This window comes from Paenibacillus phoenicis (assembly GCF_034718895.1).
GTDB classification, from domain to species: Bacteria; Bacillota; Bacilli; order Paenibacillales; family Paenibacillaceae; genus Fontibacillus; species Fontibacillus phoenicis.
Genome location: NZ_JAYERP010000001.1, coordinates 17,857 through 33,440, shown reverse-complemented (window position 1 = coordinate 33,440; position 15,584 = coordinate 17,857). Strand labels below are relative to the sequence as shown.

The window sequence follows — 15,584 nt, the reverse complement described above, 5'->3', positions numbered from 1 at the left end:
GCGAATGGAACCTGAAACTCTTAAACAATCGGAATAAATTACCTCGCCTGGACATGATGATTCCACCTTTTAATTAAATTTTCATAGGTTGATGCCCCGGTGCTTTAACTGCATCTTCGGAATAAAATCTAAATAATACCTACATATTCATTTTTAACTAAATTCGACAAAAACACAGTGACTATTTTAATAGTTTACATGGTATGGAATTGTGATAAGAGTCACGAGTTCAAAAATATACAAGACTCAAATGACCTATTTCTCCCCGATCCCCGTCACGTTTTCTTCACAGATAAGCCGCTTTTTTCCAAGAAAAAATCAACTCATCGCATATTTGCTCCGGTTTCGCAAACAATAACCAGCGAATACCATTGGAAAGGAGCAGATGGCATGGCCCAAATCAATCAACAGGAGCTGCAAAGCCTGCGGCACCTGATTGGCGCTCATGAAACAGCACATCAAAAAATGCTTGCCTACGCGCAGCAGTCCGTTGATCCGCAAGTCAAAGCTTACTTTCAAAAATCGGCTCAGGACGCACTGAATACGAAGCAGCAGCTCATGTCATTTCTGAATTAGGAGGAGCTTTACACGATGATGCAGGATAAAGATATGGTGAACGACGCGTTGTCCATGGTCAAAAGCAGCCTGACCACCTACTCCAGCGTCATTTCCGAATGCGCGAATCCCCAGCTGAGATCAACGATTCAGCAAATCCGGGACAATTGCGAGAAATCGCAATACGAGCTGTTCCAACTGGCTCAGTCCAAAGGATTCTACCAGCCGGCGATGATGGCGGACGATCAGGAAGTGCAGCAGGTAAAATCGCAGCTGGGCGGCTGAGTGAAACCCCAGCTTGAGTGAACAGCAAAAAGAGCTTCTCCACCCCCTTTCGGGTGTAAAGAAGCTCTTTTTTTAAATTCCACGGTACAAGGGGTTTGGAATCTCCCGTTTCAAAACCGGCAGCACCTCTTCGGCAAACCGGTGAAGCTGCTCCCGCTGCTCGGCCTCACTTAATCCGTCCACGCTAATCCCCAGCACGGTATGTCCGAAGGCCTCGTGGTATTTCAGGATTTTCACGATAATCTGTTCAGCGCTGCCGATTAAGGCCGGTCCCCGTTCCACCATATCCTTTAGCGAGGTAAACGGCGATTGATTGTGCTTGGCGGCCTCCGTCCCGCTGAACGCCTCATAATAGGGTCTAAACCGCCGCAAGGCCTCCTCGGCCGTGTCCGCGAGATATAAACTTCCCGAACCGGCTCCCACCACCGCTTTGTGGGGATCATGGCCATAATAGACCAGTCGTTCGCGGTAATGATCGATTAAGGCTTTGTATTTTTCAAACGGGTGAAAAGAGTTCGAAGAAAAAATCGGCTCCCCGTACCGGGCGGCGAGCTCCGTCGACAGCGTGCTTGATGCGCTGCCGTGCCATACGGGGATTTCCGATTGGTGGGGTCTCGGAAAGGTCGTTACCTCTTGGAGCGGGGGCCGGTAACGGCCCGACCAGGTTACCTTCTCCTCCGTCCACAGCCGCTTCAGCAATCCGTATCGTTCGGCGAGCGACTCCCATTGCTCTTCTTCTGTGATGCCAAACAACGAGTAATGCCGGGGATCGTTGCCTTTGCCGATGATCATCGTCAGCCTCCCTCCGGACAAATGATCCAAGGTGGCATAATCCTCGGCGACCCGAACTGGGTCAAGCACGCTCAACACCGTAACGGTGGTGAGAAGGCGAATGCGGGTGGTCTGAGCAGCGATCGCGGTCAGGACCAACGGCGGTGAAGAAGAGAGAAAAGGTTCCCCGTGTCTCTCACCGATCCCATAAGCATCGAACCCCAGTTTTTCGGCGAGGATGGCCTGGTCGATCACATTTTGAAATTTTTGCTGCGCCGTCCACGCTTCCCCCGTTACCGCATTGGGAACATTCATCATCAAGCTGAACAAAGCAACTTTCATCAGGCTTTCGCCTCCTGCCGGGTTAATCAAAGTTACATTGGACTACTTTCCTCAGACAGAGCGTTTTAAAGCAGGAGCACCGGCATCTTGTGGCTGTCTCTTTCTACGGATCAGCCAAACAAGAGGAATCGCTGCGGCAATTAACCCGCTCGCCAGCCAAAAGGCATCTCCAATGCTCTGCGTATACGCCTCCCTGTACAACTGTTCTCGACTCAGCCCGTTAGCGTTAAGCTCGGCATGCATCCGGGCTTCATGGATCCCCAAACGGACGTAGAACACAGACGTGAACATCCCCAGCGAGATGGAGCTAACGATCTGCCTCAGCCAGCTGAGCAGCGCCGAAGCATCTCCCGATTCCTGCTCGGACACCGCCCCCATCGCACTGCCGGTGGCTGGAGTGAGTGCAAACCCCGTACCGGCGTTACGAATGCATAACCAGATGATCACCGAAAGCAGCGTCGTCTCCGGATGAAGCCGGCTGAAATGCAGGTTGGCCGCCAGCAGCAGCAAGCTGCCCGCACCAACCAGCAGCGCGGGGCCACGGGAAGCGTATATTTTCCCTGAGAGGAAGGTCGCCAAGGTCAGGCACGCCGCAGCCGGAAGAAACAGCAGCCCGATATGGAAGGCGGACATTCCGCGGATTTCCTCGAGGAACAGCGGGATGAAATACACCCCGGAGTACAGGGCTACCGTAAGAATCAGGGTCAGACTTAAGCTTGCTGTAAAGGGTAAATTGCGAAATAACCGCAGATTCAACAGCGGCTCTGGGGTGCGTAACTCCACTCGCACAAACATTACGAAGGCTGCACCTCCGGCGATCAAGCACGCCCAGGTTAAAGGAGAAGCAAGCCCCCATTGATGCAAATTCCCGAACAGCAGCAGCATGGCCAGGCTTCCTCCGGTGGCAAGGAACAGCCCGGCGATATCTAATTTTCTCGAAGCATCGGCGCCTCCTGCGGACGGCAGCAGAACCTTCGCGGCGATCCAGGCGCCGATGCCGAGCGGCACGGTCACGAGAAAAATCAGATGCCAATCCACCTGCTGAAACCAACCGCTTAGCGAAGGTCCAATCGCTGTGGCCAGCACCGTGGAAAACGACCAGACGCTGACGGCCAGCGGTTGGCGTTCGCGCGGCAGCGTCTGGTAAATCATCATCAGGGAAACCGGCTGGATCAGTCCGCAGAACACCCCCTGCAGGATACGAAACCCGATCAGCGCCTGAACGTTCCACGAGATCGCGCACAGCAGCGAGGTCACGCTGATCCCTGCCAGCGACCACAGAAACACCCGTTTGCTCCCAAACCGAAGGCATACATATCCGCTGACCGGCGCGATCATGCCGCAGGCCAAGGAAAAGCCGGTAATCACCCACTGTACGGTATTCAGCTCGGCATGAAAGATCCCGATAAAGCCGGGAAGCGAGACGTTTAGCGACACGACGTGATATACCCCGGCAAAGGACCCTAAAAACAACGTCAGGAGAATGGGCCAGAACCGGCGTTCAGTTCCAGTCCTCATAACGGAAAATGACAGGCCGCGTAATGGCCGCCTTCGAGCGGCCGAAGCTGCGGCTCCTCTTCCCGGCAGCGCGAGACGGCAAACGGGCAGCGGGTGTGAAACCGGCAGCCTGCCGGGGGATTCGCCGGGGATGGGATTTCACCGGTGATGCCGCGGGGAAGCTGCCCTTGCCCCTGTCCCTCGCCCGGGCGGCTCCGGGGAATGGAGTCGATCAGCGCCCGGGTATACGGGTGGGCCGGCCGAAGGAACAGCGATTCGCTTGGGGCAATCTCCACCAGCTTCCCGAGATACATCACGCCAATCCGGTCGGAAATATGCCGCACGACCTGCAGCCCGTGGGCGATAAACAGATAGGTCAGCCCCAACTTCTGCTGCAGGTCCTGCAGCAGGTTGATGATCTGAGCCTGGACGGACACGTCCAGGGCCGAGACGGCTTCATCCGCTAAGATGAACTGCGGGTTCAAGGCGATAGCCCGGGCGATGCCGATGCGTTGCCGCTGCCCGCCGGAGAACTCATGCGGATACCGTTCGTCCCAAGATGGGTCCAAACCAACGAGCTCCAACAATTCGCGAACGCGCTCCTTGATTTCCCCAGAGGGCAAATCTCCGTGAACTTTGAGCGGTTCAGCGATGCTGTCCCCGATTTTCCACCTCGGATCAAACGAGCCATAAGGATCCTGAAAAATCGTCTGCATATGGCGGCGGGCCGAACGCAAGGCTGCTCCGCTCAGTCGAGTAAGGTCCTCGCCGGCGAACAACACGCTTCCTGCCGTCGCTTTCTCCATCTGCAGCAGCACCCTCCCCAGCGTCGACTTCCCGCTGCCGGATTCGCCAACCAGGCCAAAGGTTTCCCCTTTCTTGATCGTAAACGTGACATCGTCTACGGCACGGATCAGCCGGGTCCGTTTCCCTAAGCCTCCGCCGTGAACGCGGTAATATTTGCGCAAATGCTCAGCGGCAAACAGCACCTCGCCTTCGTTTACATCAGTCGGTTCGGCCGTCGCGATGGGGCCTTCGCTCTCCGAGGAAGAGCTGCGTACGTGTATCGGGGCGGCTTCGATTTCCGGTTGCGCCGCAAGCCAGCTATCCTGCCGGACCAGCTCTTCCGAGTGCCAGCAAGCGGTTCGGCGGCCTTCTGCATCTGCCACTAAAGGCGGGGCTTCCCGAATACAGCTTTCCGTGGCGTAAGCGCAACGGGGATGAAACCGGCACCCGCTGGGCGGCTCGGCCAGGCTGGGAATCGACCCTTCGATGGAATGGAGCCGGGTCCCGCGGACGGTATCCAGCTTAGCGATGGAGCGGAGCAGTCCGCGGGTATACGGATGGCGGGGGAGTCGGAACAATTGCTCTGCCGGCGCCTCCTCCACGATTTCCCCGGCATACATCACCACAATACGGTCAGCGATATCGGCGGCAATCCCCAAATCATGCGTGATGAGCAAAATCGACATCCCGAACTCTTGCTGCAAGTCCTTAAGCAAGCTCAGAATCTGCGCTTGGATGGTCACATCCAATGCGGTTGTCGGCTCATCTGCGATCAGCAGGTCCGGGCCGCAGGACAGCGCCATCGCGATCATCGCCCGTTGCAGCATGCCGCCCGACAGTTCGCCCGGGTATTGCTTCAGCCGCAGCCTCGGCTCCGGAATGCCCACGCGTTCAAGCAGGCGAACCGCCCGCTCATCGGCCTCCCGCTTGGAGATCCGCTCATGCTGCAGGATGGTTTCCCGGATTTGCCGGCCGATTGTAAATACCGGGTCAAAGGCGGCCATCGGCTCTTGGAACACCATCGCCATCTTTTTTCCGCGAACCCGGCGAAGCTCCGCCTCAGACAGTCCCGTCAAATCGGTCCCGCCTAAGCGGAGGCTGCCGCCCGTGATCCTGCCGTTCTCATGATCGATCAAGCGCATAATGGCTTTGGAGGTGACCGTCTTGCCGCTTCCGGACTCGCCGACGAGGCAAACGGTTTCCCCTTCTCCGATCGTTAAGGTGACATCCCGAATCGCCTGGATCAGTCCGTTTCGGGTGCTGAAATCAACGGAAAGCTGCTGAATATCCAACAATGCGCTCCTCATGGCCCCCTCCTATCGCTGCGTAAGTTTTTTCGGATCCAGATGATCTCTCAGACGGTCCCCCAGTATATTGACTGCCAAGACAAACAAGGTAATCGCCAGCCCTGGAAAAGTGCAGATCCACCAAGCTACGGTCAGGTAACCTCTGCCCTGGGACAGCAGCGTCCCCCAGTCCGGGATTTCGCGAAGCACGCCCAGCCCGAGGAAGCTGAGACCCGATCCCGTCAGAATCGACGTGCCGATCCCCACCGCCGCCATGACCAGCAGCGGTGAAAGGGAGTTCGGCAGCACATGCTTCCAGAAGATCGACCAGGGCGAAGCGCCGATGGAGGCGGCGGCTTTCACGAACGTGCGGTTTTTAATGCTTAAAATTTGAGCTCGCATCACGCGGGCATATCCCGGTACGGAGGAGACGGCGACGGCCAGCACGATGTTAAACAGGCTGGGGCCAAGGGCCGCGGCGATCGCAAGCGCGAGCAGAATCCCCGGAATCGTCATCAGAATATCGTTGATTCGCATCATTACCGTATCCACCCATCCGCCCGCATACCCGGCGATGGCTCCGAAAGCTCCGCCGATCAACCCGCCGGTCAGCACGGAAGCCAGCCCGATAAAGAGGGAATCGCGGCTTCCATGCACGATCACGCTGAAGACATCCCTGCCGAAATAATCCGTACCCAACGGATGAGCCCGGCTGGGCGCTTGCAGGATACGGTCCGTCAGCATTTCCGTCGGAGCATACGGAGCGATCCAGGAAGGGACGATGGCGCATGCGACGATAAACAAGATGAATAATCCGGCCAACACCAGAAGCAGGTCATTGACCGAAAATCGGCCGGTTCGCGGCGCGGCCGAAGCTCCGGCTTTACGTTCGCGCCAGACGGTTTTGGAGAAGATCGCTTCTCTCACTCGATTTCCCTCCCGTTCATAGAGTACGTGAACCTCATTAAGTGGAGCGTCGGACTCGTGGATCGATGATCGCATAAGAAATGTCCACTAGCAGATTAACGAATACATAAATGGCGGCAGAAAACAGGATAACGCCTTGAACCACCGGCAAGTCCTTGGCCATGATGGCGTCCGAGATCACCCTGCCGATGCCCTGTCGGGAAAATACGGTCTCGATCACGACCGTGCCGGCCAGCATCTCGCCGATCAGCATGCCAATCATCGTCACAGCCGGGATCAACGCGTTCCTGAGCGCATGCCGGTACATCACCGCGCGCTCGGTGAGTCCCTTGGATCGCAAGGTGACGATAAACTGCTCCCCAATGACATCGAGCATGCTGCTTCGAACCATCCGGAGGATAAATCCCGCCCCGACGGTGCCAAGTGCAAGGGCCGGCAGGACGAGGGTCCTCCAGCCGTCCGATCCCATCGCCGGGAACCAGCCCAGCGTAATCGAGAAGATCAGGATCAGCAGAATGCCCGACCAGAACGTCGGCATGGAGATGCCAAATAATCCGATGATCCGGGCAATAATGTCAATCGCCCGGTTGCGATGGATCGCCGAGAGAACGCCCAGCAGGATCCCGACAACGACGGACACGAAGGCGCTGGCCGCCGTTAAAGCGAGCGTAGCCGGCAAGCTCTCCACGATCTTGGGCAGCACCGGGTCCGAATTCAGCAGCGAGTTGCCGAAGTCTCCCCGGAATATACCGCCGAAATACCGCAGGAGCTGAACGTGGAACGGCTGGTCAACGCCAAGCTGGTGCCGTAAGGCCGCAATCGCCTCCGGCGTCGCCAGCGCGGGATCAATCATCGCGTCCGTCGGATCGCCGGGCAGGACGTACAAAATGGTGAAGACCAGCACCAGCGATCCGAAAATGACCAGCAACGAGGCGATCAGCCGCTGGAAGATCGTCCAAACCATTTTCCTAATGCAGCTCCCTTCGCGTTACTTCTTTAATGAAACGTCGTTAAACAACGGATAGCCGAGGGAATCGAATTTGATTCCTTGTACGGACTGGGATGCAGCTACGGTATAAGGGAACACGTAGATCGGAAGAATGATCGCATTGTCGATAATGTAATGCTGCACCTTCTTGTACAGCTCCGCCCGTTTCGCGTCATCCTTCTCCACTCTTCCCTGCTCGAGCCACTCATCCACCTCTGGACTGTTCAGCCGCGACAAGGTGGGCTGTCCGTTCGGATCATAGGAATGGTAGAACGAATAGAGTGCGTTCGGATCAGAATTGACTTGGCTGTTTCCGTATAAATCGTAATCTCCGTTGGTATACACCACGGTCCGGACATCTTTGGTGATCTCCACCTCAACGGCGATGCCGATTTGCTTCAACTGCTGCTGAATGATCACCGCGATGTCGTTGCGTTTTTCCCGGTTCGGGGTTCCGTCGACGTAATGCAGGGTGAGCTTCTTGCCGTCTTTTTCCCGGATGCCGTCCGCTCCCTTCACCCATCCCAACTCATCCAGCAGCTGGTTGGCCTTCGTTAGATCAGGTTGAATCGAGTTCTCCAGCGAAGGATCGTAGCCAAACGTTCCCGGCGTCAGCGGTGACCAAGCCCGCTCGTAAGTGCCTAAGTACAAGGTCTTGACGATCGCATCCACATCAACTGCGAGCTGCACGGCTTGCCGGGCCTTCAGCTCATTCCAGGGGGCATGGTCCAGATTAAAAAATAACGTATACGGCAGGCCGACCGTATTGGTCTGGAGCAACTGCAGCTCGGCATGGTTCTTCAGTGCGATCGCATTCTGAGGCGGCACCGTTTCGGCAGCGAGCACTTGCTTGCTCTGCACGCTTCCGATCCGGGTCGCTTCCTCCGGAATGATACGAAAGTTCACGCTGTCCAGATAAGGCGCTCCCGGGTTGTCGACCAATTCAGGCGCCCAATGATAATCTGGATTGCGCTCCACCTGAATGCCGGCGTTTTCCTCCCATTTCACGAATTTATACGGTCCGGTTCCCACCGGGTGCTGTCCCAGCTGATCACCGTATTGCTTGGCTGCCGTCGGCGAGACGATGCCAAGCAGCGCCTGGCTGAGGTTGCCAAGGAACGCTCTGGACGGTGTCGAAAGGTTGAGCTTGACGGTGTACTCGTCAATTACCTCGGAGGATTCATACGGCTGAAGCAAGGCAGCCGCATTCGCCGCTTTTGTGGCCGGATCGAGAATCCGGTCGAAGTTGAATTTAACCGCTTCGGCATTAAACGGGGTTCCGTCATGGAATTTGACATCCTCCCGGAGCTTGAAGGTATAGCTGAGCCCGTCCTCCGAAACCGTCCATTCCTTCGCCAGCCACGGCTTGATGGTATTGTCCGGCAGCTGGACGACCAGGCTGTCATAGATCGTGCGAAGGACCCGAACCGCTACGGCAAGCCCGCTGCGATGCGGGTCCAACGTATCGGGTGAGGTCGCCAGCGCATAAGTGAGTTCCCCGCCTGGTGCGGCAGCTGTTTGTTCGGCATCCGAGGCGGACGCCTCAGCCTTTGGGCTTTCTTGTGCGGTTGGATGGCTCCCGCAGGCCGATAGCAGCAGCACCATCATCGTTGCCGCTGCGACGATGGATTTACTGCGCTTGGTTTTCATGATTCTCATGGCATCAACGCCCTCCCTGTGCTTAAACTAACGTTTGATCAGACATACCGAACGCTGCCGGCCTGTTGCAGCGCCCTCTGCGCCGTGTAACGGTTCACCGGCACAGGCAGCCCCAGATTGCCGCGAAGCGTATCCGCCTCATAATCGGTGCGGAACAATCCGCGTTCCTGCAGAATCGGCACGACCCATTCCACGAAATCTCTCAGCCCGCCCGGAACGCTTTCTCCGATAATAAAACCGTCCGCCGCCTGTTCCTCGAACCATTGCTGCACAATATCCGCAACCTTCTCCGGCGTGCCAAAGAACACCGTCCTTGGCGTCGCCTCCTGCAGCGCAACTTCCCGGAGCGTCAGGTTCTGCTCCTTCGCCCGTTTCTTGATACGTTCCGTTGTACTGCGGAAGCTGTTCGAACCGAAATCGCCCAGATCCGGGAACGGCTCATCCAGCGGATATCGGGAGAAATCATGGTGCTCAAAATACCGTCCAAGGTACTCCAGCGCTTTGTCCGGCGTCACCAATTCGGCGATTTCGCGGTATTTCCGCTCCGCTTCCTCCTCAGTCCGGCCAATGATTGGACCGATTCCCGGGAAGATCAGAATCTCATTAGGGGAACGCCCATTTTCGACGGCGCGCCGCTTCACGTCCTGATAGAACGCCTTGGCTTCTTCAAGCGTCTCCGGTCCGGTGAATACCGCGTCCGCCGTCTTGGCCGCAAGGTTGCGGCCGCTTTCGGAGGAGCCGGCTTGGAACACGACTGGTTGGCCCTGCTTGGAACGCGCGATGTTTAACGGGCCCTGTACGGAGAAATACTCGCCCTCGTGATTCAACCGATGCATTTTGTACGGGTCGAAGAAAACCCCGCTCTCCTTGTCGCGAATAAAAGCGTCATCCTCCCAGGAGTCCCACAGGCCTTTGATGACCTCCAAATATTCCTCGGCGATTCGGTATCGCTCAGAATGCGAGGGGTGCGGTTTGCCGCCAAAATTGAGGGCCGTCCCTTCCAAAGGTGAAGTCACAACGTTCCAACCGGCCCGTCCTTTGCTAATATGGTCGATCGACGCGAACTGCCGGGCGACCGTAAAGGGCTCGCTGTACGAGGTCGACAGCGTTCCGACCAGGCCGATCCGTGAAGTTACAGCGCCAAGCGCAGACAAGATCGTAATCGGCTCGAACCGGTTCAGAAAATGCGGGATCGATTTTTCATTGATGTAGAGACCGTCCGCAATGAACACAAAATCGAATTTTCCGTTTTCAGCGATTTGCGCCTGTTGCGTATAAAAAGCAAGGCTTATGCTGGCATCCGAAGGAATCTGCGGATGCCTCCACGCCGTATGGCTGCTCCCTACGCCATGAATCGCGGCTCCGAACCGGAGCTGTCTATTGGAATGGGAACCCATTGTTCACTCCACCTTTGTTTAATTTAGAAATCATGACACTCTAATCAATCATTAACTCATATGTTTAGTCGGCATTAGTGCAGCACAGAATCCCGTGAGGCTCTCCTTCACCTTCAGGCACATCGCCTTCTGAATTTACACAACCTGGCCTTGCTTCTGCTCCTCTGCCCCAAGCCGATAACGGGCCAGTTCCCGGTTCAGCTCGGCTACCTCCTCGTCCAGCCGCACCCGAAGCTGCTCTTCCAGCGCAAACCCGCCGTTCTCCAACCGGCTAACCCATTGATCGACGGCAAATACACCGCTGAGAATATGAGTTCCGCCAAGCGCCGCAACCACCGGCTTCAACGCGTAATCCACCGCCAGCAAATGGGCAATCGTCCCGCCGATGAACAGCGGCAGCACTACTTTGCCTTGGAGCCCTTTTTGCGGGATCAAATCCAGGATCGTCTTCAGCGCGCCCGAATAAGACGCTTTATAGACCGGGCTGGCGATGATAACGGCATCGGCCGCTTCAACCGCTGCGTTCAGCTCCTTCACAACCTCGCTGTTGAAATTCGCCCGGAGCAAATCCTCCGCCGGCAGCTCTGCCGCCGAGAACCAATCGATGGAATTGCCCGCTTGGGTCAACTTCTCCTGTACGTAATCCGTTAATCCGAACAACCGTGAACCTAAGGTTGGACTCCCAGCGATAATAACGATTTTGCTCATAATTTGATCTCCTCCTATTCGTAATCCATCTCCTGATACTGCAAAGCTAACGGCACCACCTCAGCATGCCGGTACCCGCCTCAGGATTTAGCCGCTACCGCTTTACGCTCCAGCGTATATCGGTTCTCCGGAAACGGCAGGCCCAGGTTGCCGCGCAGCGTATCGCTTTCGTATTCAGTCCGGAACAGGTCGCGCTCCTGCAGAATCGGTACGACCAGATCCACAAAATCCTCCAGCCCGTTCGGAACGGCAGCGGTAATCATAAACCCGTCGGCTGCGCCTCCCTCGAACCAGGCCTGAATCCGGTCTGCGACCTGCACCGGCGTCCCGATAAATCCGCCGCGCGGCGTTGCGACTTGAAGCGCCACTTGTCTTAACGTCAACCCTTTTTCCTTGGCGTCTTTTTTGATTTTATCCGTGCTGCTTTGGAAGCTGTTTTTGCCCAAATCCCCGACATCCGGGAACGGCTCATCCAGCGGATATTGGGAGAAATCATGATGCTCGAAGAAACGGCCCAAATAGTCCAGCGCATTCTCGATCGTCACCAGGCTGGCGACCTCTTGATATTTGCGTTCCGCTTCCTCCGGCGTACGGCCAAGGATCGGGCTGATCCCCGGAAAGATCAGGACTTCCTCCGGATTCCGTCCAAACGATGCGGCGCGGGACTTCACATCTTGGTAGAAAGCTTGCGCGTCCTCGATCGTCTCATGCCCGGTGAACACGGAGTCCGCGTGCTTGGCTGCGTAATTTTTGCCGACCTCAGAGGAGCCCGCCTGGAAGATCACGGGTTGCCCTTGCTTAGAGCGGGCGATGTTCAGCGGCCCCTTCACCGAGAAGAATTCTCCGACGTGGTTCAGCGTGTGCATTTTTTCCGGATCAAAAAATACCCCCGTCTCCTTATCCCGCACAAATGCGTCGTCCTCCCACGAATCCCACAGACCGCGGACCACCTCCAGAAACTCGGTGGCAATCCGGTAACGTTTGGCATGGTCCGGATGCTCCTTCTTCCCATAGTTCAGCGCCGAGCCTTCCAACGGGGAGGTTACGACGTTCCAGCCTGCGCGCCCTCCGCTGATCATGTCCAAGGAGGCGAACTGCCGGGCAACGGTAAACGGCTCGCTGTACGAAGTGGACAACGTTCCGACCAGACCCACATGCTTGCTGACCGCCGCCAGGGCGCTGAGGAGCGTTAAGGGCTCAAAGCGGTTCAGGAAATGGGGGATCGATTTCTCCGTGATGTATAAGCCGTCCGCAATAAATACCAGGTCGAATTTGCCGGCCTCCGCCTTTTGCACCCAACGTTTATACACGTCGATATTCACGCTGGCATCCGCCTGCACATCCGGATGACGCCACAGGGAGGTTCCTCCTCCTACCCCGTGCAATAATGCGCCTAATTTGAGTTGTCTTGGTTTCGCCATGATCTCGTTCCTCCTTATCGTTTGGGTATCGTTCGTTTCCTAGCCCTTAGCTCTTGCTTAGGGCAAACCCGGCTGCTTGTTTGATTCGATCGATTTGCCCCAAATGACGTTGGACGTGGTTGGTAAAGCCCTCGACAATATCCTTGATGGAGACAGTTTCTCCCTTGGCGTTCACGCCGGTTTTCTCCAAGTCGGCCGCATCCAGGCGGCTTAACAGCAGGCTGTTGTACAAAAGCAACGCATGAAAGGCCTGCAGCACATCGGAGACTTTACCTGCGTTGGCATATTGCCCGCTGATCCAGGCGTCTTGGTTAAAAGCCGGCAGCCGCGCCTCCGTTCCCGCCAGAATATCCCGGATCCGAAAAGAGACAACGATACTGTGATCCACCAAGTGGGTTAATACCTCCAGTACGCTCCAGCTCTCCGGCTTTGGCTTCCAAGTGGTCTGCTCCTCGCTGAGGCCATCAATGGCCGTAACGAGCTGTCCATGTGTATTCAAAAAAGCTTCAAAATTTACTTTAGTCATGCCATCCCCTCCGATTCCAAATTAAGCTTCTTCCCGAACTCCCTGCTTCGCCAACTGGCCCAATCAGGTCCAGCGCCAAATCTCTCTACTTCGCCAACTGGCCAAAACGATCCAGCGCAAACGGCCGCAGCGAGTCATCCGTCTTCCCTTTTTCAACCAAGTCCGCAAGCCGCTCCCCAATCACGCTGGCAAATTTGAAGCCGTGTCCGGAAAAGCCGCCCGCCACCCAAACCTGCGGGTGCTCTGGATGCCGGTCGATGATAAAGTCCTCATCCGGCGACATCTCGTATTTGCAGACCGCGCCTTGCTTTAGGCGGCCGGCCGCCCCCGGCATATAGGCTGACAGCACGCGGCGCAAATCCGCTTCATCCTCGGGACGGCTTCCGAAAGGCGCCAACGTCTCCCCCGGGGTCCAGGGGATTCCGCCGTCATGGCGGCCGATCTTAAGACCGGCTCCGCCGATGTTCGGGAACCCGTAATACCCGCCTTCCGGCGTCCCCAATGTAAACCCGGGAAAACGTCCCGCGTCGAAGCCAGGACCGGTTGTCTCGAACCATCCGACCACCTTGCGCACGGCGCGAATGGGAAGGTTGACGAACGGGGCGAGCGTGCTGAACCATGCCCCGGCAGTAAGCAGAACGGCCCCGGCATGAAACTTGTCGTCCGCGGTATAAACCGTCACGCCGCCTGCTCCGCTGTGTACCTTCAAATCCCGCACGATGGCGTACGTCAGCAGCTCCGCGCCTTGTGCCAACGCCAGCTTGCGATACGCCTCCACACATCGCTCGCTGTACAAGTACCCGGCGTCCGGCTCATACATCGCCTCAAACGAATCCGGGATCGTCAGCTCTGGCCAGCGGGCGCGGATTTCTGCCGCATCCAGCCATTCCGTACGGACGCCCAGCGCCTCCGATTGCGCAATTCGCTCCTTAAAGGAATAGATGGTGCGATCCGCGATATTCAGCACGCCGGACGGCTCCAGCAGCCGAGTTCCGGTCAGCTCCTCCACTTCATTCCATAAGCGGTGGGCGCGAACCGCCAATTCCGTATACACGGGATCTCCGCTGTAAGCATGCCGGATCAGCCGGGGTTCGCCGTGATGGCTGCCTTCCCGGTGCGGCGGATCAAAAGCATCGATCAGCAGCGTTCGCAGCCCCTTACGGGCCAAATAGTACCCGGCGCTCATCCCCATGGAGCCTGCGCCAACGACGATGACGTCATAAACGGCGGGCGTGCTCATCGGGACGCGCCTTCCTTCCGTCGGTTATCCCGTGCCAGCTCCTCCAATGCCAGCTCCGCCAGCTTCGTGAAGAAGCCGATGCTTACCGGAATCGCCCGCTCGTCAAGATCAAAGGCTGGATGATGCCATTCCTGCGGCCCATCCGTCCCCATAAAGACGAAGAGCCCCGGAACTTCCCGTTGATACCACGAAAAATCCTCTCCTGCCGGCGACGGAACCGGCATGATGCCCTGATACCCCGCCGCCTCTGCGGCCGCCAGCCCAAGCTCCGCCAGCTTGGGATCGTTCAGCACGGGCGGCGGCCCTTCGATCCAGCGGACGGAAGCTGTCGTGCCAAATGCAGCCGCCACTCCTTGAACCACCTCTTCGAAGCGCTGCAGCACCCGCCGCCGTACCTCTTCATCAAAGGTGCGGATCGTGCCCTCCAGCAGCGCTGTTTCAGGGACGACGTTCCACGCCGTGCCGCTGTGCAGCTTCGTGACGCTGATGACGGCACTTTCCAGGGAACCAACGTTCCGGCTGATAATCGATTGCAGCACCGTCACGAGATGCGCGGCGGTGACGATCGGATCGTTGCCGGCTTCCGGCACGGCAGCGTGGGTCCCCCGTCCGGCGACCTCTACAACAAAGCCATCGGCGGCGGCCATAAGCGCGCCGCTCTTGATCCCGATCGTCCCGACGGGAAGATCGGGCTTATTGTGCATGCCGAAGATCGCCTGCACCCCGTCGAGCGCCCCGCTGGCGATGACTTGCCGCGCGCCTTTGGCCTTCTCTTCGGCTGGCTGGAAGATCAGCCGGACCGTGCCCTTCAGCTCTGCCTCCCGCGCTTTCAACGCATACGCCGTACCGATCAGGGCGGCAGTATGGAAATCATGCCCGCAGGCGTGCATCTTGCCGGGATTCGCCGAAGCAAACGGGAGTCCCGTCTCCTCCTGAATCGGCAGTGCGTCGATATCCGCCCGAAGCGCGATCACCGGCCCGCCCTGGAGCCCGCCAACCTCGGCTACCAGCCCCGTTGTCAGCGGAATGTCCAGGATCCGGATGCCCGCTTCCTCCAGCCAGCCGCGAATTTGACGGGTCGTCTCGAACTCTTCGTTTGACAGTTCCGGGTACCGGTGCAACTCCCGGCGAATCTCTACGAACCGCTCTGCCGCTGTACCGGACAACTCTTGAGTCGTATAAGTATCGTTAGACAT

Annotated in this window: 14 protein-coding genes; 2 read left to right on the top strand and 12 right to left on the bottom strand. The window is 57.3% G+C overall.

Features of this window, described 5'->3' with window-relative positions:
• Nucleotides 1–390 precede the first annotated feature (390 nt).
• Together U9M73_RS00155 and U9M73_RS00150 are read left to right on the top strand one after the other, a co-directional pair.
• Complete coding sequence (locus U9M73_RS00155; RefSeq protein ID WP_009224602.1) at nt 391–576, top strand: hypothetical protein; 186 nt, start codon at nt 391–393, stop codon at nt 574–576.
• Nucleotides 577–591: 15 nt separating this feature from the next.
• Nucleotides 592–840, top strand: coding sequence for a spore coat protein (locus U9M73_RS00150; RefSeq protein ID WP_009224601.1), 249 nt, complete (start codon nt 592–594; stop codon nt 838–840).
• Between the two features lie 72 nt (nt 841–912).
• Here U9M73_RS00150 and U9M73_RS00145 read toward each other — a convergent pair whose 3' ends face one another.
• From U9M73_RS00145 to U9M73_RS00090, 12 genes are all read right to left on the bottom strand, one after another.
• On the bottom strand, nt 913–1,953 hold the full coding sequence (locus U9M73_RS00145; protein ID WP_028538700.1) for an LLM class flavin-dependent oxidoreductase: 1,041 nt from the start codon (nt 1,951–1,953) through the stop codon (nt 913–915).
• Between the two features lie 51 nt (nt 1,954–2,004).
• Nucleotides 2,005–3,471: a DHA2 family efflux MFS transporter permease subunit gene (locus U9M73_RS00140; RefSeq protein ID WP_009224599.1), complete on the bottom strand. Its 1,467-nt coding sequence runs from the start codon at nt 3,469–3,471 to the stop codon at nt 2,005–2,007.
• Nucleotides 3,468–5,543, bottom strand: coding sequence for an ABC transporter ATP-binding protein (locus tag U9M73_RS00135; protein ID WP_260069741.1), 2,076 nt, complete (start codon nt 5,541–5,543; stop codon nt 3,468–3,470). Before U9M73_RS00135 ends, U9M73_RS00140 begins: the two co-directional genes overlap by 4 nt.
• A 9-nt stretch (nt 5,544–5,552) precedes the next feature.
• Complete coding sequence (locus U9M73_RS00130; RefSeq protein ID WP_036699952.1) at nt 5,553–6,449, bottom strand: ABC transporter permease; 897 nt, start codon at nt 6,447–6,449, stop codon at nt 5,553–5,555.
• Nucleotides 6,450–6,486: 37 nt separating this feature from the next.
• A complete protein-coding gene (locus U9M73_RS00125) occupies nt 6,487–7,413 on the bottom strand; it encodes an ABC transporter permease (protein WP_028538696.1) in 927 nt (308 codons plus the stop codon).
• Nucleotides 7,414–7,437: 24 nt separating this feature from the next.
• The gene (locus U9M73_RS00120; RefSeq protein ID WP_323075808.1) at nt 7,438–9,096 is read right to left on the bottom strand and encodes an ABC transporter substrate-binding protein; all 1,659 of its coding nucleotides are present in this window, start codon (nt 9,094–9,096) and stop codon (nt 7,438–7,440) included.
• Nucleotides 9,097–9,134: 38 nt separating this feature from the next.
• Nucleotides 9,135–10,493, bottom strand: a complete 1,359-nt coding sequence (locus U9M73_RS00115; RefSeq protein ID WP_323075807.1) for an LLM class flavin-dependent oxidoreductase — start codon at nt 10,491–10,493, stop codon at nt 9,135–9,137.
• A 135-nt stretch (nt 10,494–10,628) separates the two neighbouring features.
• On the bottom strand, nt 10,629–11,201 hold the full coding sequence (ssuE, locus tag U9M73_RS00110) for an NADPH-dependent FMN reductase (protein ID WP_009224593.1): 573 nt from the start codon (nt 11,199–11,201) through the stop codon (nt 10,629–10,631).
• 80 nt (nt 11,202–11,281) lie between these two features.
• The gene (locus tag U9M73_RS00105) at nt 11,282–12,622 is read right to left on the bottom strand and encodes an LLM class flavin-dependent oxidoreductase (RefSeq protein ID WP_009224592.1); all 1,341 of its coding nucleotides are present in this window, start codon (nt 12,620–12,622) and stop codon (nt 11,282–11,284) included.
• A gap of 46 nt (nt 12,623–12,668) precedes the next feature.
• On the bottom strand, nt 12,669–13,148 hold the full coding sequence (locus U9M73_RS00100; RefSeq protein WP_009224591.1) for a DinB family protein: 480 nt from the start codon (nt 13,146–13,148) through the stop codon (nt 12,669–12,671).
• An 85-nt stretch (nt 13,149–13,233) separates the two neighbouring features.
• Nucleotides 13,234–14,388, bottom strand: coding sequence for an N-methyl-L-tryptophan oxidase (gene solA, locus U9M73_RS00095; protein ID WP_127576335.1), 1,155 nt, complete (start codon nt 14,386–14,388; stop codon nt 13,234–13,236).
• The gene (locus tag U9M73_RS00090) at nt 14,385–15,584 is read right to left on the bottom strand and encodes an amidohydrolase (protein ID WP_127576336.1); all 1,200 of its coding nucleotides are present in this window, start codon (nt 15,582–15,584) and stop codon (nt 14,385–14,387) included. Before U9M73_RS00090 ends, solA begins: the two co-directional genes overlap by 4 nt.